This is a genomic window from Exiguobacterium sp. Helios (genome assembly GCF_014524545.1).
Taxonomy (GTDB): Bacteria; Bacillota; Bacilli; order Exiguobacteriales; family Exiguobacteriaceae; genus Exiguobacterium_A.
The window spans coordinates 209,507-228,099 of record NZ_CP053557.1 but is presented as its reverse complement, the minus strand read 5'-3'; the positions used below and the strand labels follow the sequence as shown (position 1 = coordinate 228,099).

At 46.4% G+C, this 18,593-nt stretch carries 18 protein-coding genes and 1 pseudogene; 14 read left to right on the top strand and 5 right to left on the bottom strand.

Going from position 1 to position 18,593, the window contains the following annotated elements; translation table 11 throughout:
- The first annotated feature begins 1 nt into the window (after position 1).
- The 11 genes from walK to HNY42_RS01130 all read left to right on the top strand — a co-directional run bounded on the left by walK (position 2) and on the right by HNY42_RS01130 (position 9,942).
- The gene (gene walK, locus HNY42_RS01180; RefSeq protein WP_114596768.1) at positions 2 to 1,852 is read left to right on the top strand and encodes a cell wall metabolism sensor histidine kinase WalK; all 1,851 of its coding nucleotides are present in this window, start codon (positions 2 to 4) and stop codon (positions 1,850 to 1,852) included.
- Positions 1,849 to 3,165 (top strand): YycH family regulatory protein, encoded by a 1,317-nt coding sequence (locus HNY42_RS01175; protein ID WP_131503618.1) that lies wholly within the window; start codon positions 1,849 to 1,851, stop codon positions 3,163 to 3,165. The genes walK and HNY42_RS01175 overlap by 4 nt, the downstream gene beginning before the upstream one ends.
- Positions 3,166 to 3,171: 6 nt before the next feature.
- Positions 3,172 to 4,008 (top strand): two-component system regulatory protein YycI, encoded by an 837-nt coding sequence (locus HNY42_RS01170; protein ID WP_114596766.1) that lies wholly within the window; start codon positions 3,172 to 3,174, stop codon positions 4,006 to 4,008.
- A gap of 10 nt (positions 4,009 to 4,018) precedes the next feature.
- The gene (locus tag HNY42_RS01165; RefSeq protein ID WP_026831603.1) at positions 4,019 to 4,810 is read left to right on the top strand and encodes an MBL fold metallo-hydrolase; all 792 of its coding nucleotides are present in this window, start codon (positions 4,019 to 4,021) and stop codon (positions 4,808 to 4,810) included.
- A gap of 106 nt (positions 4,811 to 4,916) precedes the next feature.
- Positions 4,917 to 6,209, top strand: a complete 1,293-nt coding sequence (locus HNY42_RS01160) for a trypsin-like peptidase domain-containing protein (RefSeq protein WP_188004961.1) — start codon at positions 4,917 to 4,919, stop codon at positions 6,207 to 6,209.
- A gap of 368 nt (positions 6,210 to 6,577) precedes the next feature.
- Complete coding sequence (locus HNY42_RS01155) at positions 6,578 to 6,739, top strand: CxxH/CxxC protein (RefSeq protein WP_012371885.1); 162 nt, start codon at positions 6,578 to 6,580, stop codon at positions 6,737 to 6,739.
- Between the two features lie 72 nt (positions 6,740 to 6,811).
- Positions 6,812 to 7,291: a 23S rRNA (pseudouridine(1915)-N(3))-methyltransferase RlmH gene (rlmH, locus tag HNY42_RS01150; RefSeq protein WP_131503628.1), complete on the top strand. Its 480-nt coding sequence runs from the start codon at positions 6,812 to 6,814 to the stop codon at positions 7,289 to 7,291.
- Positions 7,292 to 7,430: 139 nt separating this feature from the next.
- Entirely contained in the window at positions 7,431 to 7,907 is a 477-nt protein-coding gene (locus HNY42_RS01145) for a hypothetical protein (RefSeq protein ID WP_188004960.1), read from the top strand.
- 135 nt (positions 7,908 to 8,042) lie between these two features.
- On the top strand, positions 8,043 to 8,636 hold the full coding sequence (locus HNY42_RS01140) for a DUF4230 domain-containing protein (RefSeq protein ID WP_188004959.1): 594 nt from the start codon (positions 8,043 to 8,045) through the stop codon (positions 8,634 to 8,636).
- Between the two features lie 395 nt (positions 8,637 to 9,031).
- On the top strand, positions 9,032 to 9,475 hold the full coding sequence (locus tag HNY42_RS01135; RefSeq protein ID WP_188004958.1) for a hypothetical protein: 444 nt from the start codon (positions 9,032 to 9,034) through the stop codon (positions 9,473 to 9,475).
- 113 nt (positions 9,476 to 9,588) lie between these two features.
- Positions 9,589 to 9,942 (top strand): hypothetical protein, encoded by a 354-nt coding sequence (locus HNY42_RS01130; protein WP_188004957.1) that lies wholly within the window; start codon positions 9,589 to 9,591, stop codon positions 9,940 to 9,942.
- 49 nt (positions 9,943 to 9,991) lie between these two features.
- On the opposite strand, the pseudogene HNY42_RS01125 reads toward HNY42_RS01130, so the two are convergent.
- From HNY42_RS01125 to HNY42_RS01105, 5 genes and pseudogenes are all read right to left on the bottom strand, one after another.
- A pseudogene (locus tag HNY42_RS01125) lies at positions 9,992 to 10,341 on the bottom strand (VOC family protein).
- 11 nt (positions 10,342 to 10,352) lie between these two features.
- Entirely contained in the window at positions 10,353 to 10,721 is a 369-nt protein-coding gene (locus HNY42_RS01120; protein ID WP_188004956.1) for a hypothetical protein, read from the bottom strand.
- 320 nt (positions 10,722 to 11,041) lie between these two features.
- Positions 11,042 to 11,827 (bottom strand): hypothetical protein, encoded by a 786-nt coding sequence (locus HNY42_RS01115; RefSeq protein WP_188004955.1) that lies wholly within the window; start codon positions 11,825 to 11,827, stop codon positions 11,042 to 11,044.
- A gap of 201 nt (positions 11,828 to 12,028) precedes the next feature.
- Positions 12,029 to 12,271 (bottom strand): hypothetical protein, encoded by a 243-nt coding sequence (locus HNY42_RS01110; RefSeq protein WP_188004954.1) that lies wholly within the window; start codon positions 12,269 to 12,271, stop codon positions 12,029 to 12,031.
- Positions 12,272 to 12,286: 15 nt separating this feature from the next.
- Positions 12,287 to 12,919 carry an HNH endonuclease family protein gene (locus HNY42_RS01105; RefSeq protein ID WP_026831610.1) on the bottom strand — a complete coding sequence of 211 codons (633 nt, stop codon included), beginning with the start codon at positions 12,917 to 12,919 and terminating at the stop codon, positions 12,287 to 12,289.
- Positions 12,920 to 13,237: 318 nt separating this feature from the next.
- Between HNY42_RS01105 and HNY42_RS01100 the strand changes: the two genes are divergently transcribed.
- The 3 genes from HNY42_RS01100 to HNY42_RS01090 all read left to right on the top strand — a co-directional run bounded on the left by HNY42_RS01100 (position 13,238) and on the right by HNY42_RS01090 (position 18,562).
- Positions 13,238 to 14,434, top strand: a complete 1,197-nt coding sequence (locus HNY42_RS01100; RefSeq protein ID WP_188004953.1) for a DUF4317 domain-containing protein — start codon at positions 13,238 to 13,240, stop codon at positions 14,432 to 14,434.
- Positions 14,435 to 14,688: 254 nt separating this feature from the next.
- Positions 14,689 to 15,783, top strand: coding sequence for an alpha/beta hydrolase (locus HNY42_RS01095; protein WP_131973569.1), 1,095 nt, complete (start codon positions 14,689 to 14,691; stop codon positions 15,781 to 15,783).
- Positions 15,784 to 15,787: 4 nt separating this feature from the next.
- A complete protein-coding gene (locus HNY42_RS01090; protein ID WP_131973568.1) occupies positions 15,788 to 18,562 on the top strand; it encodes a glycoside hydrolase family 3 protein in 2,775 nt (924 codons plus the stop codon).
- The last annotated feature ends 31 nt before the right edge of the window (positions 18,563 to 18,593 follow it).

The window sequence follows — 18,593 nt, the reverse complement described above, 5'->3', positions numbered from 1 at the left end:
GATGTTAAAAGGAACGAACTTCTTCAAATCGATCCAGTGGAAACTTGTCGTCATTTATGCGTTGTTGATCTTAGTCGCGATGCAAGTCATTGGGGTTTACTTCGTTCGTTCTCTTGAAAAACAGTACATTACGAACTTCTCAAAATCTGTTGAAGACCGGGCCGGACTTGTTGCGTACAATGTCGGGAAGGAATTCGATAAGACAGGCGATGATGAGGCCTCCAAACGGCAGTTGTCTGAATCTCTTGGACAACTGCTGTCTGAGTTTAGTAGTGGCTCGACGTCAAGGAACGATATTCTCGAAGTACAAATCATTGATCAGGACTCGATCATTCAAGCGACGTCCGACGAGGACAATCAGTCAGCGGTCGGACAACGGGCGACGAATTCACTGATTAAAAAAGCACAAGCTACGAGTTCCTCCCGTGTCGATACCGTCCTCGATCCGACGACGGAAGACAAGATTCGGATCTTTGCAGTCCCCGTTACCTCGGAACGGACAGGTGCAACGACCGGGATGATTTACGTCCGGGCTTCGATGGAGTCGATTTATTCTCAGATGCAGCAAGTCACACGCATCTTAGCAACGGGGACAGTGATTGCACTTGTCATCACCTCGATTCTCGGTGTCCTGTTATCAAGGACGATTACACGGCCTATTTCGGATATGCGGCGCCAGGCAATCGAGATGCGGCGCGGGAACTTCTCGCGGAAGGTTAAAGTCTATTCCGATGACGAAATTGGTCAGTTGGCACGTTCCTTTAATGAACTGACGGATGAATTACTCGAAGCGAATGCGACGACGGAAGCCGAAAGGCGGAAATTGACGAGTGTCCTTGAAAATATGACGGATGGTGTGATTGCGACGGACCGGACGCTACGTGTCATCCTGATGAACGACCAGGCGAAGGATATCGTCGGTGTCGATGAATCCGGTATCGTCGGGACGAATTTAAAGGATCTACTCGCGCTCGGAGACGACTTTATGATTCCGGAAGACGGCACGATGCCGCCCCGTTTGCTTGATTTTAGCAGCGAGGACGAACTGTTCCTTGTCCGGGCCTTCTTCTCACCGGTCAAAAAACACAGTGGACCGATTACCGGTATGATTATCGTCCTGCATGACGTCACGGAGCAGGAACAAGTCGAGCAGGACCGCCGTGAGTTCGTCGCGAACGTCAGTCATGAACTCCGGACACCGCTGACGACGATGCGGAGTTATCTCGAAGCCTTAGCGGAAGGTGCGTACCAGGATGAAGAACTGGCGCCACGGTTCCTGGAGACGACACAAAACGAAACGGAGCGGATGATCCGCCTCGTGACCGATCTGTTGCAACTGTCGAAAATGGACAGCAAGGAATACAAGATGAACAAAGTCCGGTTTGATTATATTCAATTCTTAAATGATATTCTCGATCGCCACGATATGACGAAACCGGAACGGATTCAGTTCCGCCGCAAGATCATGAAACGGAAAGTCTACATCCGCGGGGACCAGGATAAGTTGATTCAGGTCGCGGATAATATCTTAACGAACGCGATCAAGTATTCACCGGAAGGCGGTACGATCACCGTCCGGACGATGTTACGGGCGAAACGGATCGTCATCAGCATCAAAGACGAAGGAGTCGGGATTCCAAAAGCGAACCTGCAGAAAATCTTTGAACGCTTCTACCGGGTCGATAAAGCACGGGCACGGAAGATTGGTGGAACCGGACTCGGTCTTTCGATTGCCAAAGACGTCGTTTCGGCACACGGTGGTGACATTTGGGCAGAAAGCGAATGGGGACGCGGGACAACGATTTACTTTACGCTTCCATACGAGGTGATCGAAGAGGTGGATATCGGATGACGAAACAGCGACTGAAATCCATCGCTTTGATTCTTCTGGTCAGTGCCTCAATCGTGCAAACCGCCATGTTATGGACGTATCATCCGAGCAGCGAGTCGATTGAACAGGAACAGGTATCGTTTAATGAAATCGATACCTCAAAGACGGTCGAAGGAAATCAGCTGATTAATCCGGAGTTGGTCATCTATTCGAACGGTGAAAGTGCCTATCAGACCCAAATCATCGGTCGGACGATTCTGAACCGGATTGGCGCCTCGTTTGATGTCGGTGTCCTGGTTTTGACCGATAAGGCGTCAGATATTCCGGTCAGCAAACGGAGTGTCGAGATGATTTTCCCGACGCCGATCAGTTCAAAGATGCTCGAGGAGTTGCTCGGGGAAAAACAAATTGCGATGTCAGAGCCGATCAAACGGCTCTATCTGCTCGATTATGAAGGACCGATCCTTCGACTGGAGTCGACGACGGGACGATTTAAGGATTTTAAATTAATCGGGGATGAGACGGTCTTAAAACGTCTATTCGCCTATGATAAGAAAAAACCGATGACGAAAGTCGAGCTCAAGGGCGGTGACTACACGTATGTCCCAAGCGGCGCGACGAAACTGGAAGAAGTATTCGTCTACGATGATGTTTCACAGGATCCGAAGCCGCTCAGCCGGATCGAGAGCGCGTTCTTTACGGAAAACTCGAACGTCCAACAAATCAAGAGCCGGGATGACCTGGACGTTTTGACGGACGGTGTCAGTGTTTCGACCTACGACCGGGATTATAATGCGTTCCGTTTTAATACATTGTCTCCGAACACCCAAACCTCGTCCGTCGATTACAGTACAATCGTCAGTTACATCAACATCCATGGCGGATGGCTCGATCCTGTGACACAACGCAGCGGTTTCCGCTATTACTTTGATCAGATGTCGAAAGCGGAAGAGGAACAGGCGGCGACGTTCCGATTGTATTTGAACCGATACCCGATTTTTGGTGAAACAGGACCGTTACTTGAACAACCGGACTTTGATCTCGCGACCATCAAAGTAACGTTCGAAGAAAATCAAATCCGTTCGCTCAGCCGCAGTATGATTCGGGCGGATCGGAAGCTGTTGCTCCGGGAAACGACATTGCCATCCATCGATCAGATTGAAAAACAGCTTCAATCCGCCGACATGTTGGATGAGATTTCCGGTATTCGGATGGGATATGAAATGACGTACGAAATTGAAACGAGTCGTTATGCCTTGTTTAAGCCAAATTGGTTCGTCAAACGAAACGGAAAATGGACCACGGTTGATCAAGCTATCGGAAAAGAGGGATAATGTTTCATGGATTGGAGTAAAGCAAAAACGTTACTGATTTTGACGTTCCTGATCCTGAACGCCTATCTTGCCGTTCAGTTGATGGACCGAATGATTGATCCCCGAATCGTCACGACGAATGCGGACGGGAAAACTGTTTTGAAAGAACGAAAAATTGATGAAAAGAAACTGCAGACCGTCTCGAAAGAAATTGGTTATTTGACGGCGGAAGTCGATACGAGTTCATTGGCTCCTAAACCAGGCTCTTCGATCCAAGATGCCGTCACATCCGTCAAAAATCAAATCGAGTGGTCGGTTCGTCTGACGAAGCCGTTCCCGCTCGAAGCGAAAGCAATGCGGGATTCGGCAACATCGTTTGTCCAATCGTCGGCTGCATACGGGACCGACTACACGTTTTGGAAGTATGACAGCAAACACAATGAGATGACGTTCGTTCAGACGTATAAGGAACAACCGTTATACTCGACACCGCAACAGTCGCGAGAGGATGACGCGATGATTGGTCCGTCGTTACTTGTGCTCCAGTTGAACGAGCAGAAGGAAGTCGTCAGCTACAAACAACGTCACTTAAACAAAGTCGTCCGTCAGGCACAGGATGTCACGTTATTATCGGCGAGTGAGTCCGTCATTCAACTGTCGGAGCAGGGATTATTCCCTGCTTCGAAACGAATGACGAGCCAAAAGCTCGGTTATTTCTGTCTTGTGACAGAAGGAACAAAATCGGTGCAGATTTTACCGCCGACGTGGCAGATTGAACTGAACGGAGAAGAACTGTATTTCGTCAATGCGATCGACGGCGGAGTCCAGACCATCGAACGGCTTGATACCGTTTCAGAGAAATGAGGAATGCACGATGAGCCTACACTACAGCGTCCTTGCCAGTGGCTCGACGGGGAATGCCCTCTATATCGAAAGTGAACAGACCCGCCTGCTCGTCGACGCCGGCCTGACCGGAAAAGCGATGCTCGCCCTGTTCGACCAGATTCACCGGTCGCCGGATCAGATTGACGGTTTGTTCGTCACCCATGAACATTCGGATCATATCAAAGGCGTCGGCATCATGGCGCGGAAGTACAACATCCCGCTTTATGCGAACGAAAAGACGTGGGCGGCGATGGAAGCGAAGATCGGCAAAATCGATCCGGCGCTGAAGTTCCTCTGGGAAGTCGGTGAGGTCAAACAGTTTGGCGACATCGAAGTCGAATCGTTTAACGTCAGCCATGACGCGGCCGACCCGATGTTCTTCCAGTTCGCCCATGAAGGAAAACGACTCGCCCACATCACGGATACGGGTTACGTCTCGGACCGGATGAAAGGTGTTATCCGCGGAGCCGATGCCTATATCTTTGAAGCGAACCATGATATCGGGATGCTTCAGATGGGGCATTACCCGTGGAGCGTTAAACGGCGGATCCTCGGTGATTATGGACACGTCTCGAACGAAGACGCGGCGATCGCGATGAGCGAAGTGCTCGACGACCGGACGAAACGGATCCACATGGCCCACCTGAGTAAGGACAACAACATGAAGGAACTCGCCCGGATGAGTGTCTCGCAGACGCTCGCGAGCCGCGACGTCGACCTCAGCAAAATCCAGTTGCTCGACACGGATCCGGTCATTCCGACACCGCTTTTGAAGCTTTGATTATGGGAAATTACTGAATATGCTCAAAAGACCCCCACATTTGGCTAACTCGCCACGTGATGGGGGTATACTTGTGTAAAGAGAGTCTAGAAGGAGGCATGTGTCGATGGATCGACCAGAAGAACCACGGAACGAATCAGATCAGCCTTACGCATCGACCGATGAGACAAGCAGCTTTCTGCCGCGGCGACCAAATGAAGACGAGCCGGTCAGTCCCTATCGTGAATCATATGAAGAAGAACCACCTGCACCAAAACGCCGCGGCGGCGGGAAGGCCTTTTTTGTCGGCCTGATCGGCGGGATCATCGGTGCTCTGTTGATTGCCTTGATCGCCTGGCCGTTTGTCCGTGATGAGATGACGAGTCCGGCACCGGTCTCGACGGCAACACCGGAACAAGCCGCATCAAACGCGACGGAATCGGAAAACGATATCGTCAGTGCCGTCGGTCAGACGAAGGAAGCGGTCGTCAGCGTGACGAATCTGCAAAGTTCGTTCCAAGGTGCCGATCAGGAGACCGGTGCCGGATCGGGTGTCATCTACAAAAAAGACGGCAACAAAGCCTATGTCGTCACGAACTATCACGTCGTCGAAGGTGCGAGCCGTCTGTCGGTTACGTTGTCCGACGGAACGGCACTCGAAGCGAAAGTGCTCGGGGAAGATCCGACATATGATTTAGCCGTGTTATCGATTGATGCATCAAAAGTGACACAAGTCGTGAAGCTCGGAGATTCGGATACGTTACGTGCCGGGGAGACGGTTCTTGCAATCGGGAATCCGCTCGGGATTTTTGCGAACTCGGTCACACGTGGTGTAATCAGTGCCCAGGAGCGGACGGTGCCGGTCGATACGAACAAGGACGGACAGCAGGACTTCAACACCGAAGTCATCCAGACCGATGCCGCGATCAATCCGGGTAACTCGGGCGGCGCGCTCATCAATACGTCCGGTCAATTAATCGGAATCAACTCAATGAAGATTGCCGAAGCAAGCGTCGAAGGGGTCGGTTTTGCGATTCCAATCAACGAAGCATTGCCGATTATGCGTGATCTCGAACAAAACGGTGAAGTGATTCGTCCGCAACTCGGGATTCAGATCCGGGACGTTCAGGAATTCCCAAGCGGGTTCCGGGAAGATCGTCTGAAACTGCCGAGTGACGTCAACCGCGGGATTGTTGTTGTCGGTTTGACGAAAAACAGCGGAGCAGCAAAAGCGGGGATGAAAGAAAATGATGTCATCGTTGAGATCAACGGAAAAGACATCAGATCATTTGCTGATTTGAAAAGTGTCCTCTATCGTGACGCTAAAGTCGGCGACAACGTCAAAGTGACGTTCTACCGGGGCGGCGAGAAGCAGACACTCGATGTCAAACTGTCGGCGCAAGCGGCGACGGTACAATAACAGATTCAGATCAACTACTCGTATGCGTGCGGGTAGTTTTTTTGTGCACAGAAAAGATGGTGTCTCCGGTTCTCATCGTGATTCGCGGTCACGCGCTTTCCTCAGGCGAGGAACAAGCCGCGGGCTTCTTGCCTGTCGGTGTCGATGCCCGGTTCTCGTTTTCCTCTGACAGCGCGGGCGAGCCGCGCTTTTTCCTGTAGGAGTCGTGTGCAGCGGACACGATGAAGTGATTGGTGGTAAGGGAGGAAGCAGATCAAGGAAGTAATTCCAAAGAAGAGGTGTGGATAACTTTTTTCGGCCGGGGGAAGTCAATTTTTGTTATACTGGTAGCGGATAAATGTGGATAACTTAAAAGGAGGAAAAGACCTGTGGATAAATATGTCTGTTTAGAACACGTCGAGTTAGCGCTCGACGAAGTAGTCGATGAAACGGAAGAGTACCCGATTTTAGAAGAGGTACCGGCAGAGAAAAACGTCACGTGCGAGTACTGTGACCAACCCGCGACATATCTTGTGTCAAGCAAAAAATAATTATCAACATGTGGACATGTGGATAACTCTGTGGATAACTCCTGAATTTTCTGTCAGAAAGCGAGAAAAATGATGCAAATTACCATTATCACGGTCGGAAAGCTGAAAGAGAAGTACTTGAAGCAAGGGATTGCCGAATATATGAAACGGCTTGGCGCCTATTGTTCGATTCAAGAAATCGAGGTGCCGGATGAAAAAGCACCGGAACAATTAAGTGACGCCGAGATGCAGCAAGTGAAGAAAAAAGAGGGCGAACGGATTTTAGCGAAGATCGGACCTGATGTTCATGTCTATGCACTTGCTATTGAAGGAAAGCAACGGACGAGTGAACAGTTTGCGACAGAACTCGATCGACTGGCGACGTACGGCAAAAGTAAAATCGCGTTTGTTATCGGCGGATCGCTTGGTCTGGCACCGGAAGTCATGCAGCGGGCGAACGATACGATTTCCTTCTCGAAGATGACATTTCCCCATCAATTGATGAAGATGATTCTGTGTGAGCAGATTTACCGGGCATATCGGATTAATCGAAATGAGCCGTATCATAAGTAAAAATCAGGTCGCAAATCTTTAATATGGTTTGTGGCCTTATTTTTAAGTACGGAAATGTTTACATAGCCATCAATATAAATCGCAAGAAAAACATGGCTTATGATGCAACAGTAAATTAACTATTAAAGGAGTGATTGAAATGAAAGAAAAACGCAATAATACTAATGAAAGTTCAAAATTGCAGGAGGATAATGACCAAGAGGTTCTTACAGGAATGGAAATGTTTCTTCAAAGAGCCAAACTACCGAAAGCAAAAATAGCTGAGTTTGATGAAGTATTTAGAATGAAGTTAATGGCTACTCCAGAACTCGGAAAAGACATATTGAATTTTATCGTCAATCTCTCTGATCAGAATCAGAAAGTACATGATAAGGTGATTTCTGTTCATCAAACTACGATAGATCATTTGTTTAAAAGATTAGATAAAGAGCATATAACTGAAGAAGAAATCGGAATGATTTATGGGGAGCTACGATTTTTAACAGAACAGGTCGATAAAGCGAGAAAAGAGTGGAAAGATACTGTAGAAAAAATTGCTGCTGGCACTTTAATGTTAGTTACTAGTGCTTTTGGAACCTATATTGTTAATAAATTAAGTAATAAAGGTAAGAATTAAAGTACTGAACTTCAAAGACTTAAATGTCGAATTATCGTTAGATCAGAATTGAAAGGATTATATATTTGGATAAATTTGTATTGATAATAATGTAGTAATTCTGAATACTATATCTAAAAATGAGGAGTTTGCAAGATGCAAAAATTGGTTCTAAAAATGTTTACAGTTTTATTGATGATTGGTGTATTAGTCGTATGTGGCATTCTGTTCTTTAAACCGTCTATAATCTCTACCAGTAAAAGTTCTGATACCGCATTGGTAAAAGAACAATTAGTTGAGTTATCTGAATGGACTACTTTGAAATATGAGTACAGCAAGGTAATAATCAGTCGAAGCAGTAAAAATGTACCTTTGATTGATCTTAAATTAGCTGAAGCAATCAAGTTAATTGAATACGATGGTTATTTGAAAGCAGGTACAGACTTATCTAAGCTACAGCTGTCTTATAACGAGACAACAAAGCAATTATTAGTTAAGGTACCGAATTCAAAGATACTTGATAACGTAGCAGATACAGACACAGCAAAGGTAACGGATGTTAAAGGTGATCTATTTTCAGATTATCAATCGCAACAAATTTTTGATGATATCAACAAAGAAAAAAATAAAATTGAAAAGAAAAAAATCGAGCAAGGATTTTTAGAAGAGGCAGATGTAAGAATTCAAAAATTATTAACGTCTTTCCTCAAGACAAATGGATATAGTAAAGTAACAATTGAATTTTATTAAATGAATTACACAAGACGATCATGTGTTAGATGATCGTCTTTTTTAAACGATGAATAGAAATAACGCAACAAGAGGAATCTCTTATTCATAATCAATAAGGTTAGTAGAAAATTTCTCATCCTTGGAGAAAATCCTTCGGTGGTACAATCAGTCCTCCAGTATATTTTTGCTTTCAAAGAAGCATCTAGTACCATTCCCTGAGCGAGAAAAATTGCGCAACTTCAATATAATCTGTCTGCTTCAAAAGGAGAGTTGCCAATGAATGCCTCGAATGGACTCCACAAACTCTGGAGAGAAGAAATAGATAATTCGAAACTACCGGAGGTAATAAAAGGAGTAGTTTTCTCAGCAAAAAACTATTAAAAACAAAACAAACACTGTACTGGAGGTCGCTCATGAACTGGATTGAACTAAAAGAGGAATCAGAAATCAGGGAATTACTTGAGGACTTTGGTTATTTTCATGATGGCTGTTTGAAGGAGATGCATATGTGGACCGAAACGTATGTTGATGAGGGTCTGACGATGGCTGTTCCAAGCGAATTAGATACAAACGTCAAACTGTTATTTCAGCGCCAGTTTAAAAACCCGTCCGCGATTGAATTATGGTTTGAAGGTGTAACAGGAATTCATATCCTTCCGACACCAGAAAATTTCGCCTCGATACTTTTTGAGGCTATCATTTTAAAACAGAACGATACTTATTACTGGTCAGATGATATTGATTTCGATCCGAGCACTATCGAACAGAACGTAAGCTGGATATCAGCTAAAAAACTTAGATGGAGAGAAAGAAATGATTGGATGGGAAAACAGCATCGATATGGGAGTAAGGAATAAAAATGAAGCACCTTTTGTTTTAGGATTTCATCAATTAAATTTAGGTCATATTCAAAATCAATACTAAATAAAAAGTGCGCTTGAAAAAATAACCGGTGAGGTGAGAAGGCATCATGTCATGGAAACACCAGATGTATTTACATATTTATGCTCAGCATACCAATCATCAAGAATCCTTTATTGTTGGCAATAAACAAGCATTATTGAAATTAAGAGATCTGATCGATGAAGCGCTGGTTGAAACTACGGCTGCTGAAGGCGGCTTTTTCTCATCAGATGATGAAGGGTACGAAGTTTACATTGGTCTGGTCAAAAATCAGGAAGTGTTTCAGTCATTGGAAATGCCCTATACGGAGCAGTTTGGGGATCGGAATGATCAAAGACATTTTATCAATTTGAAAAATGATCCTAATGCACCTTATGATCCGATCATTCTTTTCAAAGAAACGAAGCCATCAGAAGAATGACGTGTATTCTTCTGCTTTTTTATATTCTTATTTCTTAACTAAAATGGACTTAATAGGTACAAATCATCAAATGATTGCCGTCGAGATCTTTAAGATTGAACCAGTGACCGTGTTCAATTTCTGTCGTCAATTCGATGCCTTTATTCTTCATATATGTATAAGATTGTTCGATATTGTTTGTATTAAAATGAAAAAGTGGCGTATTGAGAATGTTGTCTGGTGAAAAAATTTTGCTGTCTAACATGATGTCTACACCATTCATCGGAATGACGTACAGGTGACCACACAAAATCTCACTGTCGGATGTAAGCCGAGCAGATCACAGTACCAATCTCGGGATTTTTCGATGTTACTGACGGGAATGAAGATGGTCCCGACCTGAGTTAAAATCGGATTCATAGGCAACCTCCTTATTTTGAAAGCACTATACCATCTAAGTAGTCCCGCTCATTTGAAAAATATTTGTTTGCGATCAAATCATTCGAAACTAGATATGTTCCGTGTAATTCGCCCCGCTTGATGCCGAAGTAACACGTATTTGGAGCTAGCAGACTGGTTTGTTTCTTGATGTTTTCCGGTGAGAGTTCAATCCAGTTCAATTCGTTTTCTGCAAGAGGAATGCGCGCCGCAAAAATGGAATGATCTTTGTGAATGGAGACAATCAAATCTTTGGTCTTTAGTTGCGCTGGATTGACATGGGCTAAAATCGGGTCAGCACACGTTGCAATAAATCCACCAATCGTAGTAGATTCAGATGCTTGAATGAATTCATAAATCATGACGTTGCCTCCTTATACATAATGGTCAATCTACCTTCTTTTTTTTTGTTAACATTGCTATAACTACACCAAAAGTGACCGTAATCAAACCGATAAAACCCTGTGGGATGTTCCCATACAACAACATGAAAATACCGGCACTGCTTATCGCTACACCTGATCCAATCAAAACTTCTCTCATACAGAACTCCCTTAAATAAATTATTTGATAAATAATTCTCATCATGAATCAAATATATTCGATAAATAGGAGCAACATCAATCGACGTATTTTTAATATTTAGTAACGAGTAAGTGAAAAACGTATAACGACCTGTAGATTATTTAGGATAGCGTATGTATTTTCGCTGCCCTTCAATTATTGGTTTATTTTCTTCTATCATTTTATTGTAATTCAAGGTGATCATCGTTTCAAAATCGTCATCTATGATAAGGTTCAGATTGTCCATACTCTTACGCATTTTCCTAGGGTTACCACTAATACCTTGAACGAATTTTTTAGATTGTCGATCAAGTTTTCTCCATTGTTTTGTTGTCTTTAAAAAAGAAGAGAAGGCATGTATTTCATCATTGTTATCAAGTAAAATTTTTAAATTTAAATATTGATAAAGTGTCAATAAATTTGCTGCTTCCTGTGTTTTAATAATGTCTTTCATAAAGATTTCCCGACGTATTAATACATCAGTCTCATAATATTGCTTATATTCAGTTACTAATGAAAATATTTTTTGTTGATTTTTCCAAAGCTCTGAAAATGCTTCTTTTCCAGTCAATACAGATAAATTAGAGTCATCAACAGGTATACTGAGCGGTTGTGTAAAATAGTTTGCATTAATTTTTAAAAAATCTTTGCCGATATCAAGTACATTATGATTTAAGTCGGCAAAAATCGACAAGTGTCTTTGAGCCTCTAGTGCCTCGTCGAGCTTTTCATCACCAATTGTCAAATATGCTGTTGCCACAGGAGCATTATTCTTAGTAAATCCAGCCATATAATAAGGCGTTCCATTTACCATCCAATAAACCGGATTAACAAACGCTCCCTCTGTCCATTTCTTATACTTTTTTACTTTTTTCATGAGCAGTTTAGTAACTGAATCATCCATTTCTATATCGCCTCCTTTGAATATTATTACCAAATAATAGCACTATCTAAACTATGGGTATGTGAATTCCGTGTTTAAGAACTGAGATAGTATTTTTAAAATATGTTGTAATAAAAAATCCCTTTATAAAGATAAGCAGATTCATTTAACTGCTCGTTTTATAAAGGGAGATATCAAAAGAATTATATTATTTTATACTTTTTATGTCCGTTCCAGCACTGTCGCGAGCATCCGGTGAACGACTTCGTGATCGCGGATATCATGCAGCTGATAATCCTTGCCGGGTAACGTGTAAACGTCGGTTGAGCCGACATATGAGATGGCGAGTTCGAGTTTGCCATCTTCCTGGCAGGTCGTCCGCAGTTCCAGTTCGCCGCTGATGACGCCGACTTCATTCGTCATCACACCATGCGTGGCGGTAAAAGTAGAGGTTTTCGTTTCCATCGAATCGACTCCTTCTTAGTATGTACAGGTGTTCAGCATCGTTTGCAGTGCTGTTTTTTCAGAGGATTGGAGACTTAAGCCCCAACGACTTTTCGTATTGATCCACATCTTCGAGTACGCACAGCTTGCGCCGGCACGGGTTGGTTTCCATGTCGATGGATCCTGGTCACCTTTTGAACGGTTCGAGCTTGCAGAGACGGCAATCAATTGCGGACCGTTGAGGTCGTTTGCGAATGCCTGACGTGTCGTTGTCGTCCAGCTGCTTGCACCCGAACGCCATGCTTCCGCGAGCGGCACGACATGATCGATGTCGAGATCGGACGGGTTCGTGAATGTCAGTCCATCATAATAACTGTACCATGAGCCGGACGTAACCGGACAGCTTCCGACGTAAGAATCCGCATCGCGTTTCAAGACGACTTGACGCGTATCACAACCGCTTCCTTGGCTGCTCCAATGTGGGAAGAGATCACGGGAGTAACCGGTCATCGTACTTTCGGTTTTGACTGTCAGTGCGTTGAGCTCAGATTGAGCCGTCGCTTTTGACGGGATGCCGGACGGGAGTGCGGAAACGGGTGAGAGATCGAACTGAAACGCAGTGAGAAACAAAACAAACGATACGGCGAGTAGCTTGATTTTCTGGAACATGAATTGCCTCCTCTTATGTAAGTATGATGAGAGAATCCTCTCAACTCACTCAGTATGCCACCGAATATTTTGGATAGGGTTAAAATAATGTAAACATTACAAAAGTTGAATACTTTTGATTAAAAATATTTTTTTAAAAATAAGACTAAAGTAATATAAAAAAGAAGTTACTTGGAAAAATTAAAATTGCGGAGACTTTCAACATAAAAAAATTCAACTCTTGTATAGTAAAGGGGTACCTCTGTTCGATTTGGACAGGAGGCACTCCTTTTTTAGGAGCCACGAGGAATTCAAACGCCAAGGAGCTGAAACGTTATCATGAACAAACAAGACATCAGTGATATCCGTCGCCATTTTAAGGTCGATTCGGAACTACTTAAAATCAACGAAATTTACAATGTATATATCCGCAAGGAAACGAGTGAAATCTTCTATGAAGAAAGCCGTCCGTTCGCCTTTCTCGAACTCGAACAACAGGAGCTGTTCCTAGCGAACTTCAAGAAAGTCCTGACCGGGAAACTCGACATCAAGTTGTTTGAAGTTAAGTTCCAGCAGCCAGAAGAAGGCGCGACCGGACATACGCAACAACTGTTGTACGAAGGACTCTACACGGAAGAGACGGAAGACTGGACGGAACAGATGCAACAAATTGCGCTGAAGATGGTCCAGGACGTGCAGTACGACAATGATATTGTCGTCACGTTCATCCGCGGACAGTACTACAAGACGACAAAACGGCAGGAAGACGAGACGGAGGTCAACAAAAACGATGAAGTTTATACGACTCCGTTCATTCTCAGCAGTCTCAATCAGACGGAACTGCCGAAACAATCGCTTGTCTTCGACTACGTCGATCTCGAGTTCAAGTCGAATCTGCTGATCAACCCGGTCATCAAACTTGCGTCACCAATCGGTGGCTTTTTATTCCCCTGCTTCACGGATAATGCGGCGGACGTCAACCGTGTCCTTTATACGGCAAGCAAGCCGAATAAACCGGACGTTTTGTTCATCGAAAACGTCCTGAACGGCGAACAAATCGTGACGGCAGAAGAAGACAAAGCGGTATTTGAAGAAATCGTCAAACTGGTCATCGGCGAATCAGTCGATTCAAAAACGCTTGCGGGTGTCTATGAGGAAGTCAATCATCTGCTCGTCGTTGAGGACGAAAAGGAAGACGAGCCGGAAGACATCCCGATGCTGGACGTCAAAGAAGTCGAACGGGTCTTAAAGGCGAGCGGAATCGAAGACGTCAGTACGGAACAGGTCGAACGGGCCTTCAAAACAGTCATCGATGATACGACATACGAAATGAAGGCGAGTAACATCGTCCCGAACTATGAAGCGAAATCAATTAAGATCAATACGAAAGTCGCGAACATCTCGGTCAGTGCGCAGGATTTGAAGTACATCAAGCAGGTCAATTACAACGGCAAACAATGTCTGCTGATCGAAGTCGAGGAAGATACCGTCATTGACGGCTTTACACTCGTTTCGGAAGAAAATATTTTAAGTTAAGTCAAAAAAGCCACTCGTTTCACGTCATTCCGACAAGGAAAACACGTGAAAGACAAGTGGCTTTTTTTGAATCATCCAGAATGATTGATTAATCGGATAAAGATGCGTATGATTGGTTTTGTAAGCGGTATCTTTTAACGAAAAGAGATATCCGATATTTTTTAATTATTTACGAAAGCGGTTTCGATACTTATTTTTACAAATGAATGATCTCTTATAAGCACGTCAGGAATTCGATAAAAGGAGGAAGAAACATGGGACAGAAGTATCAGCAATTGGTCGACCGGTTAGCGCAAAAAAAGACCGGCGAACGGCAGGATGGTGTCGAAGTCGTCATCAAACCGGTGCCGGACCGGCCGGAAAGCGGCGTACTTGATCCGCGCGTTTTAGAAGTCATGATGCAGCAACAGCAGGACAGTTCACCGGCCGGTCCTTTTTCACTCGAAGCAGCGCGGGCCGGGATGGGGTGGGTCAACACCGACCTGACAACGACAGACATCACGACGGAAGACATCATAATTCCAAGTGCGGAACAACCGATTCCGGCACGAATCTATCGTCCCCGGTCGACGGAACCATTACCGGTGGTTGTCTATTTCCACGGCGGCGGCTTTTTCGGCGGAACGCTTGAACCGGTTGAACATCCTTGCCGGTTGTTGGCGGAACAAGCGAATGTCGTCGTGATTTCGATCGATTACCGACTCGCACCGGAACATCCATTTCCAGCCGGTCTGAACGACTGTTTTACGGCCGTCAAATGGGTTTATGAACAGGCGGAAGAGCTCGGAATCAGCCGTACACAACTGGCTGTAGCCGGCGACAGTGCCGGCGGGAACTTAGCGACGGTCTGTGCCCTGCTTGACCGCGAACAACAGACTGAGATGATCCAGTACCAAATCCTGCTCTATCCGGTCGTCAATCTCGCGGCTCTGCCGACGGATGATTTCAACTGGCGTCTTGACGCATACGAGATGAATGAAAACCGGAAACTCCTTGAAGGAATCGTCACAGCCCTTGAAGACACGGATGGACTGTTGAACCGGTTGTACCTGCAAGGGACGACGGACGTCCAGGATCCACATGTCTCTCCGCTCTTCAGCGACAAGTTGGCAGGACTGCCTGACGCATTGATCATCACGGCGGAATACGATTACCTCCGTCTCGAAGGCGAAGCCTATGGGCGGAAACTCGCGCGGTCAGGCGTCAAAACAAAACGCATTCAATACAACGGCATGGATCATGCCTTTATCGAAAAGCTCGGGCAGTATCCGCAAGCGGAAGACTGCATCACGGAAATTGCAAACGGTCTGAAGAAACGGTTTGCGACTACACAACCAACAGGAGGATAAATCGATGACGACATATACATTAGATTGGAACGCCTATACGGCACTGGCAAGGCAGACGGTCGCAGAAGGAGCGGTCCTGCTGAAAAATGACAAGCAGACGTTGCCGCTGCCTGCGGGAACAACAGTCTCGGTGTTCGGACGCAATCAGTTCAACTATTACAAAAGCGGAACGGGGTCCGGCGGAATGGTCAACGTCACGCACGTGACAAGTCCGCTCGAAGCGTTGCAACAACATCCGGATGTGACGGTAAACCAGTCGTTGCTCGACGTCTATGAAGTCTGGCTGAAAGATCATCCGTTTGATAAAGGCGAAGGCTGGGCGGCGGAACCATGGTCACAGGAAGAAATGCCGGTTACGGATGAAGTCGTCGCAGACGCAGCGTCGCAATCGGACGTTGCCATCATCATGATTGGCCGGACGGCCGGTGAAGACCGCGATAATACAGCGAATCCCGGCAGTTACCTGCTGACGGACGTCGAGTTGACACTGATTGAGAAAGTCTCCGGAGCATTTTCGAAGACGGTTGTCCTGTTAAACGTCGGCAATGTCATCGACATGCAGTGGGCGTTTGATTTTAACCCGAGTGCAATCCTGTACGGATGGCAAGGCGGAATGGAAGGCGGCAACGCCTTGATCGATCTTTTGACGGGAGCGGTCACACCATCCGGAAAACTGCCGGATACGATTGTCCGTTCGCTCGATGCCTATCCGTCGACGCCATACTTCGGTCATGAAGACCGGGCGATTTACAAAGAAGACATCTATGTCGGATACCGTTACTTCGAGACGTTTGCGAAAGACGACGTCCTCTATCCGTTCGGGTTTGGTTTATCCTATACGACGTTTGATGTCGTAACGGATACGGTCGACATGACGGAGCAACAAGTCACGTTAACGGTCACCGTCACGAACACAGGGACGTGTAGCGGGAAAGAAGTCGTCCAGGTGTATCTTGAAAAACCACAGGGACAACTGGGTAACCCGGCACGGGGACTCGTAGCCTTTACGAAGACGCAACAGCTCGAACCGGGGCAACAGGAGACGGCAACGTTGACGGTGCCTCTGACGGAATATGCAAGTTACGATGATGCCGGCGTGACCGGACATAAATCGTCTTACGTCATCGAAGCGGGTGCTTATCATCTGTACGCCGGAACGGACGTCCGGACAGCGGCGCATGTGGCAACACAAACGATTGAGACGTTACGTGTCGTTGAGACGTTAAGTGAAAACATGGCACCGGTCACGGCATTCGACCGGTTAAAGCCGCAACAGACAGAGACCGGATATGACGTGACGTATGAAGCGACACCACTTCGGACGATTGATCCGGAAGCCCGCCGTTTAGCCGAACGACCGGCAGCACGCACGTATTCGGACAACCAGGGACTGACCCTGAAGGATGTCTACGAAGAGAAGACGTCGCTCGACGTGTTCCTCGATCAGTTGATGGATGAGGATCTTGCGGCGATCGTCCGCGGTGAAGGAATGAACTCCCCACGCGTTACTCCGGGAACGGCAGCGGCGTTTGGTGGCGTGACCGACCGGCTGACAGCGTTCGGGATTCCGGCAGCCTGCTGTGCCGACGGTCCGTCCGGCATCCGGATGGATATCGGAACAAAAGCTTTCTCACTGCCGAACGGAACGCTCGTCGCCTCAACGTTCAACGTCGATTTAGTCGCGGATTTATTTGAGATGACAGGGCTTGAACTCCGGAAAAACGGCATCGATACGTTGCTTGGACCGGGGATGAACATTCACCGTCATCCACTCAACGGCCGGAACTTCGAATACTTCTCGGAAGATCCACATTTAACGGGGATGATGGCTGTCGCCCAGCTCGACGGGATGCACCGGGTTGGCGTGACCGGAACGCTGAAGCATTTAAGTGCCAACAATCAGGAATTCCATCGTCATGATCTCGATTCGATCGTCTCGGAACGGGCGTTACGGGAGATTTATCTGAAAGGATTTGAACATGCCATCAAACGGGGACAGGCATATGCGATCATGACGACATACGGTGCCGTCAATGGTCTGTGGACCGCCGGCTTGTATGATCAGAATACCCGGATTCTCCGCGACGAGTGGGGCTTTGACGGTGTCGTCATGACCGACTGGTGGGCGAAGATCAATACGGAAGAAACGGAAGCCAACCGGCAACAGACGGCGACGATGGTCCGTTCACAAAACGATCTCTACATGGTCGTCGGAGAACCGGGGGCGAATCCGTTTGAGGATGATACGCTGTCGTCGCTTGCAGACGGGACGTTGACACGGGCGGAGTTGTTACGGAGTGCGGCGAATATCTGTCAGTTCATCCTGCAGTCACCGGTCATGGAGCGGACGCTTGGTCAGGAATCAACGGTTGAGGTCACCGGATTGCCGGAAGAAACGGATGATCTGAACGAACAGGCGGTGACGCATCAGCAACTTCAGAGCGGCGTTCCGATCGTTTTCGACGAACTCGATACGTCGACCGGAAGCAGCCACGTCTTTGCCGTGACGGCGGAAGAAACGGGGATGTACCACGTCACGTTCGAAGCCCGGTCGTATGCCGGGGAACTGGCACAGATGCCGGTGACCTTGTTTGCGAACAACATGCCGGTCGCAACGTTTACGTTTAACGGCACGAACGGCGAATGGGTGACGCAGACGAAAGATGTCTTCGTCTTTAATCCGCACAACTACTTCAAATTGTACTTTGCGCTTGGCGGGCTTGAGCTCAAAAACATCACCTTTACGTTAACGGAATCGTTCCATATGAAAAACGGGTAAACTAAACACCAGGCAGTCAGTTGCTGTCTGG

Excerpts from the sequence above, each read along its gene's own strand:
- walK (WP_114596768.1), top strand. The coding sequence starts at position 2 with ATGTTAAAAGGAACGAACTTCTTCAAATCGATCCAGTGGAAACTTGTC.
- HNY42_RS01175 (WP_131503618.1), top strand. The coding sequence starts at position 1,849 with ATGACGAAACAGCGACTGAAATCCATCGCTTTGATTCTTCTGGTCAGT.
- HNY42_RS01170 (WP_114596766.1), top strand. The coding sequence starts at position 3,172 with ATGGATTGGAGTAAAGCAAAAACGTTACTGATTTTGACGTTCCTGATC.
- HNY42_RS01165 (WP_026831603.1), top strand. The coding sequence starts at position 4,019 with ATGAGCCTACACTACAGCGTCCTTGCCAGTGGCTCGACGGGGAATGCC.
- HNY42_RS01160 (WP_188004961.1), top strand. The coding sequence starts at position 4,917 with ATGGATCGACCAGAAGAACCACGGAACGAATCAGATCAGCCTTACGCA.
- rlmH (WP_131503628.1), top strand. The coding sequence starts at position 6,812 with ATGCAAATTACCATTATCACGGTCGGAAAGCTGAAAGAGAAGTACTTG.
- HNY42_RS01145 (WP_188004960.1), top strand. The coding sequence starts at position 7,431 with ATGAAAGAAAAACGCAATAATACTAATGAAAGTTCAAAATTGCAGGAG.
- HNY42_RS01140 (WP_188004959.1), top strand. The coding sequence starts at position 8,043 with ATGCAAAAATTGGTTCTAAAAATGTTTACAGTTTTATTGATGATTGGT.
- HNY42_RS01135 (WP_188004958.1), top strand. The coding sequence starts at position 9,032 with ATGAACTGGATTGAACTAAAAGAGGAATCAGAAATCAGGGAATTACTT.
- HNY42_RS01130 (WP_188004957.1), top strand. The coding sequence starts at position 9,589 with ATGTCATGGAAACACCAGATGTATTTACATATTTATGCTCAGCATACC.
- HNY42_RS01120 (WP_188004956.1), bottom strand. The coding sequence starts at position 10,721 with ATGATTTATGAATTCATTCAAGCATCTGAATCTACTACGATTGGTGGA.
- HNY42_RS01115 (WP_188004955.1), bottom strand. The coding sequence starts at position 11,827 with ATGGATGATTCAGTTACTAAACTGCTCATGAAAAAAGTAAAAAAGTAT.
- HNY42_RS01110 (WP_188004954.1), bottom strand. The coding sequence starts at position 12,271 with ATGGAAACGAAAACCTCTACTTTTACCGCCACGCATGGTGTGATGACG.
- HNY42_RS01105 (WP_026831610.1), bottom strand. The coding sequence starts at position 12,919 with ATGTTCCAGAAAATCAAGCTACTCGCCGTATCGTTTGTTTTGTTTCTC.
- HNY42_RS01100 (WP_188004953.1), top strand. The coding sequence starts at position 13,238 with ATGAACAAACAAGACATCAGTGATATCCGTCGCCATTTTAAGGTCGAT.
- HNY42_RS01095 (WP_131973569.1), top strand. The coding sequence starts at position 14,689 with ATGGGACAGAAGTATCAGCAATTGGTCGACCGGTTAGCGCAAAAAAAG.
- HNY42_RS01090 (WP_131973568.1), top strand. The coding sequence starts at position 15,788 with ATGACGACATATACATTAGATTGGAACGCCTATACGGCACTGGCAAGG.